At 37.9% G+C, this 13,399-nt stretch carries 12 protein-coding genes; 8 read left to right on the top strand and 4 right to left on the bottom strand.

The genetic code is table 11. The features are described 5' to 3' along the window. The first annotated feature begins 47 nt into the window (after window positions 1–47). Both aroQ and H5084_RS11250 read left to right on the top strand, forming a co-directional pair. Window positions 48–485: a type II 3-dehydroquinate dehydratase gene (aroQ, locus tag H5084_RS11245; protein WP_028868273.1), complete on the top strand. Its 438-nt coding sequence runs from the start codon at window positions 48–50 to the stop codon at window positions 483–485. Between the two features lie 389 nt (window positions 486–874). Then, the gene (locus H5084_RS11250) at window positions 875–2,542 is read left to right on the top strand and encodes a hybrid sensor histidine kinase/response regulator (protein WP_182690512.1); all 1,668 of its coding nucleotides are present in this window, start codon (window positions 875–877) and stop codon (window positions 2,540–2,542) included. Window positions 2,543–2,582: 40 nt separating this feature from the next. On the opposite strand, the gene H5084_RS11255 is transcribed toward H5084_RS11250, so the two are convergent. Further along, window positions 2,583–3,221 carry a response regulator transcription factor gene (locus tag H5084_RS11255; protein ID WP_028868275.1) on the bottom strand — a complete coding sequence of 213 codons (639 nt, stop codon included), beginning with the start codon at window positions 3,219–3,221 and terminating at the stop codon, window positions 2,583–2,585. A 274-nt stretch (window positions 3,222–3,495) separates the two neighbouring features. Between H5084_RS11255 and prmA the strand changes: the two genes are divergently transcribed. From prmA to H5084_RS11285, 6 genes are all read left to right on the top strand, one after another. Next, complete coding sequence (prmA, locus tag H5084_RS11260) at window positions 3,496–4,380, top strand: 50S ribosomal protein L11 methyltransferase (RefSeq protein ID WP_028868276.1); 885 nt, start codon at window positions 3,496–3,498, stop codon at window positions 4,378–4,380. Between the two features lie 137 nt (window positions 4,381–4,517). Then, entirely contained in the window at window positions 4,518–5,480 is a 963-nt protein-coding gene (gene dusB / locus H5084_RS11265; protein WP_028868277.1) for a tRNA dihydrouridine synthase DusB, read from the top strand. Between the two features lie 18 nt (window positions 5,481–5,498). After that, window positions 5,499–5,798: a DNA-binding transcriptional regulator Fis gene (gene fis, locus H5084_RS11270; RefSeq protein ID WP_025563271.1), complete on the top strand. Its 300-nt coding sequence runs from the start codon at window positions 5,499–5,501 to the stop codon at window positions 5,796–5,798. A 154-nt stretch (window positions 5,799–5,952) separates the two neighbouring features. Further along, window positions 5,953–6,537 carry a YjaG family protein gene (locus H5084_RS11275; RefSeq protein WP_182690513.1) on the top strand — a complete coding sequence of 195 codons (585 nt, stop codon included), beginning with the start codon at window positions 5,953–5,955 and terminating at the stop codon, window positions 6,535–6,537. 508 nt (window positions 6,538–7,045) lie between these two features. Next, entirely contained in the window at window positions 7,046–7,321 is a 276-nt protein-coding gene (locus tag H5084_RS11280) for an HU family DNA-binding protein (RefSeq protein ID WP_028868279.1), read from the top strand. Between the two features lie 371 nt (window positions 7,322–7,692). Further along, the gene (locus H5084_RS11285; protein WP_182690514.1) at window positions 7,693–8,907 is read left to right on the top strand and encodes a bifunctional alpha/beta hydrolase/OsmC family protein; all 1,215 of its coding nucleotides are present in this window, start codon (window positions 7,693–7,695) and stop codon (window positions 8,905–8,907) included. A 209-nt stretch (window positions 8,908–9,116) separates the two neighbouring features. Here H5084_RS11285 and purD read toward each other — a convergent pair whose 3' ends face one another. From purD to H5084_RS11300, 3 genes are all read right to left on the bottom strand, one after another. Continuing rightward, window positions 9,117–10,403, bottom strand: a complete 1,287-nt coding sequence (gene purD / locus H5084_RS11290; protein ID WP_182690515.1) for a phosphoribosylamine--glycine ligase — start codon at window positions 10,401–10,403, stop codon at window positions 9,117–9,119. Window positions 10,404–10,678: 275 nt separating this feature from the next. Next, on the bottom strand, window positions 10,679–12,271 hold the full coding sequence (gene purH / locus H5084_RS11295) for a bifunctional phosphoribosylaminoimidazolecarboxamide formyltransferase/IMP cyclohydrolase (RefSeq protein WP_182690516.1): 1,593 nt from the start codon (window positions 12,269–12,271) through the stop codon (window positions 10,679–10,681). Between the two features lie 177 nt (window positions 12,272–12,448). Continuing rightward, window positions 12,449–12,943, bottom strand: a complete 495-nt coding sequence (locus H5084_RS11300; protein ID WP_182690517.1) for a GNAT family N-acetyltransferase — start codon at window positions 12,941–12,943, stop codon at window positions 12,449–12,451. Between the last annotated feature and the right edge of the window lie 456 nt (window positions 12,944–13,399).

A 13,399-nucleotide genomic window follows, 5' to 3' on the forward strand; every position in this document is an offset into this window, starting at 1 on the left:
TTCTCGAGGAGTTTTTTTATGAGGCTTCTGTTCAAAAGGAGTAGCAAGTGAAAGTATTAGTATTAAATGGACCGAACCTTAATTTATTAGGGCAACGTGAACCGGAAGTTTACGGTAGCCAAACCCTAGCAGATATTATTGAATCGCTTGAGTCAGAAGCGACTCACTTGAACATTCAATTATCTCACCTCCAATCTAACCGTGAATATGAACTGATTGAGAAAATTCACGACAGCGCTGGAGAGATTGATTTTATTATTATTAATCCCGCTGCATTTACACATACTAGCGTTGCCCTTCGTGATGCGCTCTTAGGCGTGGCGATTCCGTTTGTGGAAGTGCATCTATCTAATATCCATAAACGTGAAAAATTTAGGCATCATTCCTATTTATCAGATGTCGCTTGTGCCGTTATTTGTGGAATGGGTGCACAAGGTTACTCATTTGCCTTACAAAGTGCGCAAAAGTTTGTACCTGAAAAATAACCGGTTAATACTTCTGTTCATTAACACAGCTGTTCGTCTATTTTTCATTCAATATTGTGCAAGAATATGTCAAAACTACCCGAACGGGTAGTTACTTTATACCCGCTCTTGAGGCATTCTATATGGGTCTTAAGGAATTGAGGCATAGTAGTACACCCACTTTAATGCCATTAAAATGGATTTTTTATTAAATTTGTAATAAAAAGACATATTGCAGGCGAGCCTAACTTTGTTAGGCTTTTTTTTACCTATCGTTTATTTTTTACCTATCTTTTACAGACTTCATTGAATACACTTCTTGATTCATTTCCGTTATCCAAAACAGAATCACTAAAGTGTATGGAAAGATCTATGAAGCAATCACTTAATACTAATAAATGAATAATCAGATGCAATCAATAAAAGTACCCAAAAATCATGTTAGATGGCAATCATTTCGCACTTTTAATATCGTTATCATTGCTTCATTTATTTTCTTTTTTTCAATCGGCATAGCACAAAGCTATACTATTTTTGACTCATCCCCTACCTTTACTACTGCATTCTATATACCGTTAACTATTTTATTATTATGTATAATGGCTCTCGTCAGTCTGATTTATAAAAAAGACAAATTAGCACAAAACATTATTCTAACCAGTGCACTTTTAATCACTCCATTTGTGGCTATTAATAGTCATTTCCAAGAACAAACCTATCAAAATAGCTTCTTATATTTAACGCTGTTGCTACCTCTATTTTATGCTTATTTATTTTCCTATAGCATTCCCCTATTAATATTTAACAATATATTTTTAACCGTTTGTTATATATTTTCATGTGTTTTGGGAGAAAGTGATGCCTTAGTGTTTCTATTTAATAGCACTTTCCTTATCACCATGTGCTATCTCACTGTTTATACACAGATGCTTAATAATAAATCACCAAAACAAGAAGCAGATATAAAACCTAAAAAAGACACGATCCTTAGTCAGCACAGTGCTCGTTATTTAAACCGTATAATTCACGATATTCGCCAACCACTGAGTAGCATCTCTTTATATGGACACTTGTTAGAAAATAAACTCAATGATACCCCTCACTATCAGCTAGCAAATAATATCAAATTAGCGTCAGAGGAGCTGGAACGTTGGTTATCTAGCTTATTAGATTTAGCACGCTTAGATGGTAATGCAATCACCCCTACGCTAACTGAATTTAATGTCGCCTCTACACTATTACCTTTAGTCAAAAAACATCAACGTCAAGCTTCTAAATCCGGTATTAATATCACTGCCCGTGTACCTGAAATTACCGTAAAAATGGACAAACAATTATTGATCGAAATTGTGGAGACATTGCTTAGTAACGCAATTGTTCATGGTAGGCAAGAAAACGCCGCAAAAATATTATTATCGGTTAGAGCTCACAAGGGTAATGCGTTATTACAGGTATGGAACCAAGGTGAGCCGATCATAGCGTCTATTTATGAACATTTATTTGATGAAGTAGTGTTAGCAGATAATCCGCTACATAATAAAAGCAAAGGCATTGGGTTAGGATTAGCAATCGCTCAGCGTAAAGCTGCGTTGTGTAAAACACGGATAACTGCAATCACTGGCCCTAATGGTAGTTGCTTTCAATTACCGTTAGAAAGCGTCGCCAGTACGCCGAAAACGATTAATTTGAATCAACTTGCTAGTCACTCTATTAGTTACAGAATATTATTAATTGATGATGACCCAGGCATTTTAAGCGCTTTAAGCATGTTACTTGAAAATTGGGGTTACCTTGTTGACTGTGCAAGCACAGCTGAAGCGGGCTTACAACAGTACAAGAGTAATCGCTATGACTTAGTGATCTCAGATTACCGATTACCAAACCACAAAACAGGACTTGATGTCATTAAAGCGATTCGTCAGGAGGATGTCATTCCAGCAGTCTTATTAACCGGTGAGGCAGATCCAGGAAAACTACAAGAAGTGCAAGAAACGGGCAAAGGGATAAACTATAAAGTACTCAATAAACCCGTAAAACCCGCTTCTTTAAGGTTTTTATTAAAACAATTACTAAAATAAAAAGCATCAATAAACCTGATTAAGATTTAAATAAACCAGACTAAGATTTAAATAAACCAAGCTCCATTGCTTTCTCAACGGCTTTTATACGACTCGAAGAGCCCGATACTTGCAATGTCGCATATAACCCTTTTTGATGAAACTTCACCGTATCCTGAGAAATACATAGCGCATCAGCTATCTCTCTATTCTTTTTGCCTTCATGAATCAACTTCAAAATTTGCATTTGTCTGTCAGATAAATGTAAGTTTTGCTTCTTTTTAGCCTCAACTTGGGCAATTTCATTAATTTTTACGGCAACTTCTTCAGGTACAAACAACTCACCACTCAGCACGGTTTTCAAGGCTACTAACATGGCCTCTGGAGAATAACACTTAGGAATAAAACCTACAGCACCATGTTGTAAAGCCTGATACACATCGTGGTAATCTTCACTAGCTGACAATACCAACACTGGAGAGGCTATCTGTGCCTCTGTTAATGCATTAATCATTGCTAAACCATTCATTTCAGGCATGTATAAATCCATCAGAATTAAATCAGGCTGAATTTCTTTTATTGCTACTAGTGCCTCAATTGGGCTATCAAATGTAGCCACCAAATTATTTTCATTTTCTAAGGTTAGTTTTAGACCATATAAAAATAACTGGTGATCATCAATAATCACTATTTTGTTCATCGAAATACCCTTTCCGTAACAAACTGTTATTTTCAAAATAAGATGATACTTTACAATACAACTATCTGGAAATTATTAGTTAAGATCAGAAGAATCCCTTTAAAGTAAGGAAATATTGAATAACAATCAATGATAAAACAATAATTTTAAACTTATGCGCACATTTCATTCAAGATACGAAGATCAACAGATCGTGTTTTACGACGCTATATTAATCAATCAATTCCCTGTATTCTTGCGCGCTATCTATTGACTCAACTAAAAAGAGATAATCATGCCTTGGATCCAACTTAAATTAAACGCAAGCAATGTAAATGCGGAAGAGATTGGTGAACTATTAATGGATAATGGCGCCCTTTCGGCTACCTTTACTGATTCGCAAGACACCCCTATTTTTGAACCTCTGCCTGGTGAAACCCGCCTATGGGGAGATACCGATGTCACTGGTTTATATGAAGCCGATACCGATATGCTGCCAGTTATTGCTCTATTAAAAGAGAGCAAGCTACTTGCGCAAGACTTTGCATTCAAAGTTGAACAACTAGAAGATAAAGACTGGATACGTGAATGGATGGATAACTTTCATCCAATGCAATTTGGTGAACGTTTGTGGATTTGTCCAAGCTGGAAACCCGTTCCCGATGAAAACGCCGTTAATGTAATGCTTGACCCAGGCCTTGCTTTTGGCACCGGCACTCACCCAACGACAGCACTCTGTTTGGCTTGGTTAGATGCTCAAGATCTACAAGATAAAGTGGTCATAGACTTTGGTTGTGGCTCAGGTATTTTAGCGATTGCAGCACTTAAACTAGGTGCAAAACGCGTGATAGGTATTGATATAGACCCGCAAGCTATTACTGCAAGCCGCGATAATGCGCAACGAAACAACGTATCAGAACAACTTGAGTTGTACTTACCAGAAGACATGCCTGAAGGTATTGTGGCAGATGTTGTTGTGGCAAATATTCTAGCGGGCCCATTACGTGAATTATCAAGCAGTATTGAGTGTTTAGTGAAGGCTAATGGTGCTTTAGCATTATCAGGTATCTTAGAGCAGCAAGCTGAAGAATTGATTGAAGTTTATGGCCAATGGTTTGCTATGGACGCTGCAAAAATCAAGGATGAATGGGCTCGTTTATCTGGAATTAAGCACGCTTAAAGCGATTATAAATAACTGAGAACAAAGTGTTGCTCAATTTGCAAGCGAAATAATTTCAAAATGCTTAATTATTAACCTTTATTCTGCAGTAAAAAATGCGTAGACTACGCCGCCTTAACTTAGAGAACGCTTAGAATATGCGCATTGGAAAGTATCAATTAGACAATAATCTTATTTTAGCGCCGATGGCTGGCGTCACAGATAGGCCATTTAGAGAACTTTGTCGTAAACAAGGTGCTGGGCTAGCTGTGTCAGAAATGCTGTCATCCAATCCTCGTGTTTGGAATAGTACTAAATCTAAGTTACGAATGGACTACCATAACGAATCAGGTATCCGCTCTGTACAAATTGCTGGCTCTGAACCGCTAGCAATGGCTAATGCCGCACGATTGACCGTGCAGCTAGGTGCTCAGATCGTTGATATTAATATGGGATGTCCCGCCAAGAAAGTGAATAAGAAAAAAGCAGGCTCTGCATTATTACCACACCCTGAGTTAGTGAAAGCTATCTTGGAGAGTGTTGTTGATGCTGTTGACGTGCCTGTTACTTTGAAGATTCGCACTGGCTGGGACCCAGAAAATAGAAATGGGATAGAGATTGCACAGATCGCTGAACAAGCAGGTATCCAAGCACTAACCGTGCATGGTCGTACTCGACAGTGCCTTTTTAAAGGTGAAGCTGAGTATGACACGATAAAAAAAATTAAAGAAAGCATAACAATCCCTGTGATTGCAAATGGTGATATTACTTCTGTGGAGAAAGCCAAGTCTGTACTGGACTACACAGGAGCTGATGCCATCATGATTGGACGAGGTGCACAAGGTGCCCCTTGGATATTCAATGAAATTAACCACTTTCTAAACACTGGGCAACATGCGCAGAGTTTGGCACAAACGGAAATTACACAAATGCTATTAGATCATGTGCAAGCTTTGCATGTTTTTTATGGTGATGTAATGGGACCTCGAATCGCTAGGAAGCATGTCGGGTGGTATTTGCAAGCGCAAGACAGGTTAGGTTATTTTAAGCGAAAATTTAATGCGATAGAAAATGCTAGTGAGCAATTAAACGTATTAGAAACTTATTTAAATCAATTGTAATTAAAAGAGTTAACAGCCATGTTTGAACAAAATATTTCTCAAGAAGCACTGACAACAACAACTAGTATTCCTGCTACAGGGCAAATAACTCAACGTCCACTACGTGACTCAGTACGTCAAGCTGTATCTGGTTATGTAGCAAAATTGAATGGTCAAGACACAACTGAATTATATGAATTAGTATTGGCAGAAGTTGAAGCGCCAATGTTAGATATCATTATGCAATACACTCGTGGTAATCAAACTCGTGCAGCAACTATGTTAGGTATTAACCGTGGTACGTTACGCAAAAAATTGAAAAAATACGGCATGGGTTAAATCTAACTCTACTCTAGAATCTAAAAAAGCGACTTTCTAAGTCGCTTTTTTTATACCTTTTTTAAGGAAAAAATCAAAATCGCTAAATATCTGCAGACAGCCTTCAAGTTTGCCTATAATCTTAGCTTCTTTTGCAGGTGCAAATAGGACTACTATGCTATCTCTTCCCATCAATGATCAACTTTCCAATTTACAAGCTTGGCAACAAAATGTTTTTTGTATGGCATTAGCAGAGCAAAATATTACTCATTTTAAAATGTTTAGCCAAGCAATTGGCAGTGAACATGGAGAAACAGCTGAAAATATCTTACAACTTTTTTGGGAAAAACTGACCGTAAAAGGCGCTAAAATAAACTTCACTATCCAAGAAGAAAATTTCGATGCTATCATCCCAGAAAGTAATGATTATGACTTTTACGGGGTTTATCCAGCGGTCGATTTTTGTGTTATTACTAATTGTATCTTCAATTCATTTTCTACTAAGTCTAAAGAAGAGGCAATAAATGCAAGCCAAACCAGCTTTGCAACCATTGCTAGCTTTATTGAATTACAAACAGATCAAGAAATTGATGAGGCAACCTTATTACTTGAGCCATTATTTATTGAACATTTAGCGGTTCAAGAAACTGTATTAAAAATGTTAGATAATGAACGTAGTCCGGAACTCATTAAATCCATTCGAGCTTATATAAAGTCCCTTGAAAGCACAAACATTGGCATCTCCACATTAGATATTTAATGGTTAATGGTTAATGGTTAATGCTCAGAACGGTTAATCTTTGAGGGCTATTTTTGCGATATCTTGCTGGCTTTTTAGTTAAGGCCAAGCAGATTTCTCGTTATATAGTGAAGTTATATAATGTTATATAGTTTCGTTTAAAATCTAGCTATACAGCGCAGTTTAAGATGTCATTATATGCATAAAAAAGTAAAACGCAGCATAAATAGTCACAAACCTTTCCCTCAGATTGTCCAAAAAAACGACATAACTTTTATCGATAAAACTCGCTTAGACGACTAGACCAGGTAATATTTGCATCGTTCAAGGTGCTATGTGGCGAACAAAATTTGAACCGCAAGCCACAACTGCCCCCGCTGTTGTGTGATTTTTAACACAATAAAGTAAATAAACCGCTAATTTACTAATTTAAATGATTATTATCCTTTACTTGCGAGGAATGAATGCAATACATTAAATAATATGTTTAAATTCTTATGCATTTTTTTATACTAATGGAAGTCAAATAATGAACAAAACTCAACTTGTTGCAGATATCGCAGAAAAAGCAGACCTAACTAAAGTACAAGCTAAAGCTGCCCTAGAGCAAATTTTAGCTAGCGTAACTGATAGCCTAAAAGATGGTGAACCAGTTCAACTTATCGGTTTTGGTACATTTAAAGTAAATCATCGTGCAGCACGTACAGGCCGTAATCCACAAACTGGTGCTGACATTCAAATTAAAGCAGCTAACGTTCCTGCTTTTGTTTCTGGTAAAGCTCTTAAAGAAGCGGTAAACAAATAATCTTTTGTTACGCGGATAAAATACTTTCGAGTATTTGCATTTAAAATAACTTACCACTCGCTTACAGTGTATTACTTTTAAATAGTAAGTTGACTGGACATGTTATTAGAAGCCCTCTTTTGAGGGCTTTTTTAATCGTCCCTCCTCGGTTTAATTTTCCTATATGTACTACCCCTTCCGATATTTAATGCCCCTTCCTATATTTAATGCTATTGGCGATAACAAATCACCAATACTACTCAGATAAAACTAGCTCTATAAAACACACCACAAACCATCATTTTGTTGAACAACATGTTATATATAACAACACTCATTAATGTTTAGTCATCGATGTACTTATTAGTAATCAACTAAAGAAGGAATGTACTATGCGTCAGAAAGTAGAATTCACTAGTGGTAGCCATACGCTAAGTGGGCTATTAGAGACTCCAGAAGCAAACGTCAGGTTCTATGCGCTGTTTGCTCACTGTTTCACATGCAGTAAGGACGTTGCGGCTGCATCTCGCATTAGCAGGGCGCTAACGGCCAAAGGGATTGCAGTGCTTCGCTTCGACTTCACCGGGTTAGGTAATAGCGATGGAGATTTTGCCAATACAAACTTCTCATCAAACATACAAGATTTAGTAGCAGCGGCTGATTTTTTACGTAAAGAGTATCATGCACCTAAATTACTGATTGGTCATAGCTTAGGTGGTGCTGCCGTATTAGGCGTTGCTCAAAAAGTACCTGAATCCGTTGCTGTTGTGACAATAGGCTCTCCATCTGATGCTGCACATGTTGCTCATAATTTTGCAGCACATATTGATGACATTAACGCTAAAGGCGAAGCAGAAGTAACACTTGCAGGCAGAAACTTCACCATACAGAAACAGTTCTTAGATGATATTAACAGCTATGGTAATCAACATATTAGCAAACTCAAAAAAGCGTTGTTAGTGATGCACTCCCCCGTTGATACGATTGTTAACATCAGTGAAGCTGAAAAAATATATCAAGCAGCATTACACCCTAAAAGCTTTGTAAGCTTGGATAACGCTGACCACTTATTAAGTCATAAAAATGATTCAGAATATGCAGCAGAGGTTATTGCAGCATGGGCCAGTCGATATATTAACAACGATACAAGCAAGCAAACAAACAGTGATAAAAAGACATTGCCTAAGGGACATGTCCTGGTTGAAGAAAAAGATCACAAATTTACCCAACATGTAAGCACATCAAGTCACTATTGGTTAGCTGATGAACCCGTTAGCGTCGGTGGAAAAAATACCGGACCAGATCCTTACGAGCATCTACTCGCAGGCCTAGGGGCATGTACATCAATGACCTTAAGAATGTATGCTCAACGCAAAAAACTACCGATACAACATATCAAAGTTGAACTAACACACACGCGTAATTATCAAGATGATTGTAATAACTGTGAACAACAAAATGGTATAGAAGCGATTGTGCGTAATATCAGTTTTGTAGGTAATTTAGACCAGCAACAGAGCGCGCGTTTTTTAGAAATTGCGGATAAATGCCCTGTACATAAAACATTACATAATAATGTAGCAGTGATCAGTAAATTAGTTGAATAACACTTATCAAAGTGTCAACAATTGCTTATAGCCGCTACCCTTCATGATATAAAAATCAGTCAGTCGTGAGGCGGGAAATTCAAAGATGTAACAAGTTGATGGGGTTAGCACATTGTTAGGGGAAGTAACTTCTCTGATCAATGATCAGAGAAGTTAGTGAACTAATACTAAGTCGTGTTATTAATAGCGTTGCTTATTTAACACAAAGGTTATTTACTATTTTCACGTGCAATCGCGCGGTAAGCAATATCGTTACGATGGAACATACCATCCCAACTAATCTGTTTAGTAAGCTCATAGGCTTTCTGTTGCGCTTCTGTCACCGTATTACCTAATGCAGTTGCACAAAGTACACGTCCGCCACTTGTTACTACTTGACCGTCTTTTTCAGCCGTGCCTGCATGGAACACTTTTAGCCCTTCAGTTGCTTCAGGAATACCTGAAATAACATGGCCTTTAGTGTAATCAGCAGGGTAACCGCCAGCTGCTAATACAACACCAATCGCAGCACGCGGATCAAACTCGGCAACCATATCTTCCAGTTCGCCATTCACACCGGCAAGACATAAAGTAACGATATCAGACTTCATACGTAGCATGATTGGTTGTGTTTCAGGGTCACCAAAACGACAGTTATATTCAATCACTTTAGGTGTTCCATCAGCCATGATCATCAAACCGGCGTATAAGAAACCAGTGTACGTATTACCTTCAGCAGCCATACCTTCAACCGTAGGGCGAATAACAAGCTCCATAATACGATCATGCATTTCAGGTGTTACCACTGGTGCTGGTGAATATGCGCCCATACCGCCAGTATTTGGCCCAGTATCACCATCGCCGACACGTTTGTGATCTTGGCTGGTTGCCATTGGCACAATGTTTTCACCATCAACCATGACAATGAATGAGGCTTCTTCGCCATCTAAGAACTCTTCAACGACCACGCGATGACCAGCTTCACCAAATGCATTACCAGCAAGCATGTCTTGAATAGCATCTTCAGCTTCTTTTAAGGTCATCGCAACGATCACGCCTTTACCTGCGGCAAGACCATCTGCTTTAATTACAATTGGCGCACCTTTTTCACGAACGTAAGCCAACGCAGGCTCAATTTCAGTGAAGTTTTGGTACCAAGCCGTTGGAATGTCATGACGAGCTAAAAAGTCTTTAGTGAAAGCTTTAGAGCCTTCTAACTGTGCTGCACCTTTGGTTGGGCCAAAACATGCTAAGTTCGCTTCACGGAACGCATCAACCACACCAATAACTAATGGTGCTTCTGGCCCTACAATCGTTAATTCAACATTGTTTTCTTTTGCGAAAGCAACCAAAGCATCGATATCTTCAACACCAATATTAACGTTAGTGACTTTATCTTCTAAGGCACTACCGGCATTACCAGGCGCTACAAAGATATTTTTAACTTCAGGGTTTTGTGCCGCTTTCCATGCCAACGCATGTTCACGACCGCCATTACCAATAATCAGTACATTCATAATAGGAGCCTTAAAAATAAGTTATCTAAAATAATAAAGACGAACCAAAGTTCGCCCTACAATATTCAAATCGATTAATCTAATTGTGTTAAGAAATTTTACTAACAATCAAGAGGCAGCAAGGAGTTTGCTACTTGGTTGCTTAATAACACAATAATTAATTGTGTTTTTTGCTAAGGGATTTGGCTTGTCATCAAGGCGAAAGCGCGGAGCTTGCTACTGCAAGTGAGCACTTTCAACGCAGAGGACGAGCCAAAGCACAAAGCAAAATAAGATTAATGGCGGAAGTGGCGCATCCCTGTAAATACCATTGCCATATTGTGCTCATCTGCTGCTGCGATAACTTCATCATCACGCATTGAACCACCAGGCTGGATAACACAGCTAATACCTGCTTCTGCTGCTGCATCAATACCGTCACGGAATGGGAAGAATGCATCCGATGCCATAACAGAGCCTTCAACAACTAGGTTTTCATCAGCGGCTTTAATACCTGCAATTTTTGCACTGTAAACACGGCTCATTTGGCCAGCACCAACACCAACGGTAGCACTGTTTTTAACATAAACAATCGCATTTGATTTAACAAATTTAGCCACTTTCCAGCTAAATAACAAATCTGACATTTCAGCGTCTGTAGGTTGACGTTTAGACACAACTTTAAGGTCGTCTAAACCTACCATTCCTTGGTCACGGTCTTGAACTAATAAACCACCGTTAACACGTTTAATATCAAACTCAGTTGTTTGGTCAGCCCACTCGCCACATTCTAATAAACGTAGGTTCTTTTTAGTCGCGACAATAGCTGCTGCTTCTGCACTAACTGATGGCGCAATAATCACTTCAACAAATTGACGTGAAGTAATCGCTTCAGCGGTTGCAGCGTCTAACTCGCGGTTGAATGCGATAATGCCACCAAATGCAGACGTAGGGTCTGTTTTGTAAGCACCTTCATATGCATCTAGAATGTTTCCAGCAACGGCAACACCACATGGGTTTGCATGTTTAACAATCACACAAGCGGGCTCAGAAAATTCTTTAACACATTCTAATGCAGAATCTGTATCGGCGATATTGTTGTAAGATAATGCTTTACCTTGTAACTGTGTTGCCGTTGATACAGATGCTTCTTGAATATTGTTTTCAACATAGAAAGCAGCTGCTTGATGAGAGTTTTCACCGTAACGCATGTCTTGTTTCTTTTGGAATTGTGCATTGAAAGTTCGTGGGAATTTTGATTCCTCATCACCTTCTTTGTTTTCACCGTAACTTGGCACCATCGTACCGAAGTAGTTAGCAATCATACCGTCGTATTGAGCTGTATGCTCATAAGCAGCAATCGCTAAATCAAAACGCGTTTTATAAACTAAGCTACCGTCGTTTTCTGTCATTTCAGACAAAATACGTGAGTAATCAGATGCATTTACAACAATGGCTACATCTTTATGGTTTTTAGCTGCAGCACGTACCATTGTAGGACCGCCGATATCGATATTTTCAATCGCATCTTCTAATGTACAATCAGGGTTAGCTACTGTTGCAGCAAATGGATATAAGTTAACAACAACCATATCAATCGCTTGGATATCGTTTGCAGACATAATTGCTTCATCAATACCACGACGAGCAAGAATACCGCCATGAATTTTAGGATGTAATGTTTTTACACGCCCATCCATCATCTCAGGGAATCCAGTGTAATCAGATACTTCTGTTACTTTGATATTATTTTCAGCCAATAATTTACAAGTACCGCCTGTTGATAAAAGCTCAACGCCTTTATCCGCTAACTCACGTGCAAATTCTACAATACCAGTTTTATCAGAAACACTGATCAGTGCGCGTTTAATTGTTCGGTTATTTTCCATTATCTTTCACATTCCTCGGTTAATGTTTTCATGGGTGAAAAACTCAAATGATTGGAGTTTTCTTAAAAGTTGAACTTGCGCGGCATTCTACCCGAATTAAAAGCATTTTTATTCGTTTTGTTGAATAAAAATACAAAAAATAACACTATTTATTCAAATAAGACGGTAATCTATGGGTCAACAAGTTTGATATAAGTAACTATCGATGCCTCGACAGGTTACTATTTTGATTTTTTCAAAGCTCAAATCTGCTAGCAGTTGCATAATAAACTGATTTTTCTTAGCAACCACTGCTTGTAGTTTCGGGAGTTGATGTAGGGAGGAGAGTTGTTCTATTAATTGCTTTAATGCAGGATGCAAATCTTGATGTTGATTAAATTCTGGTAGTAAACGTAGGGTAAAAACAATACATAAGTCTTCTTCAATAAAACAATCTTGTAATCCAGTACAACCAATCACAAGACCGGTTTCAGCTTCTTCAATTGCGTACATCTTATGTTTTTTGTTATGCATTAACGTATCAAAAAACTTGCTCGCTTGCGGCTCTGATAAAACCCCTGTCATGCTGTACTTCATACATAACGGGTGCTGAACCAAGCTAATAAAGTCATTTTTATCTTCATCAACAAAACGGCGAATTTTTAATTGTTGGTGTTCAATAAATAACGTCATATCACCTCCATGTTCCTAGCAAAATTGCCATTCATAGTAATTGAATTAAATAAGTGTTCTATTTCGGCAAAAAAATGCAAGCAAAGCATTGATTGTAATAACAATCGAGCTTATTACAGAGTCGATAACCAAGCATTTATATAATTTAACCGCTATAAATCAACAGATAATTAACTAAATTGGTTTTAGTAGTAATTAGCATACATTATCATATCGTTCATTTTATATACAAATTTAGCTGTTTATATCATAGTTTCATCACCATGAGATAATCCAGAAATGGCTGGAATTAATTATTAGTTACTCTGAATGCTTAAGACTAAACATAAAATATTTGTAACTACTCAGCACTCATTAAAACTGAGTGCTTTTTACCAAAATAAAAACGTAAATGCTCAGGGCTAAGCTATTTATGCTTAGTTCAAGGCGAAAAAGCGCAGTTTAGTGGTTTAAATG

It is taken from the genome of Psychromonas sp. SR45-3, from assembly GCF_014163575.1.
In the GTDB taxonomy this organism is placed as follows: Bacteria; Pseudomonadota; Gammaproteobacteria; order Enterobacterales; family Psychromonadaceae; genus Psychromonas; species Psychromonas arctica.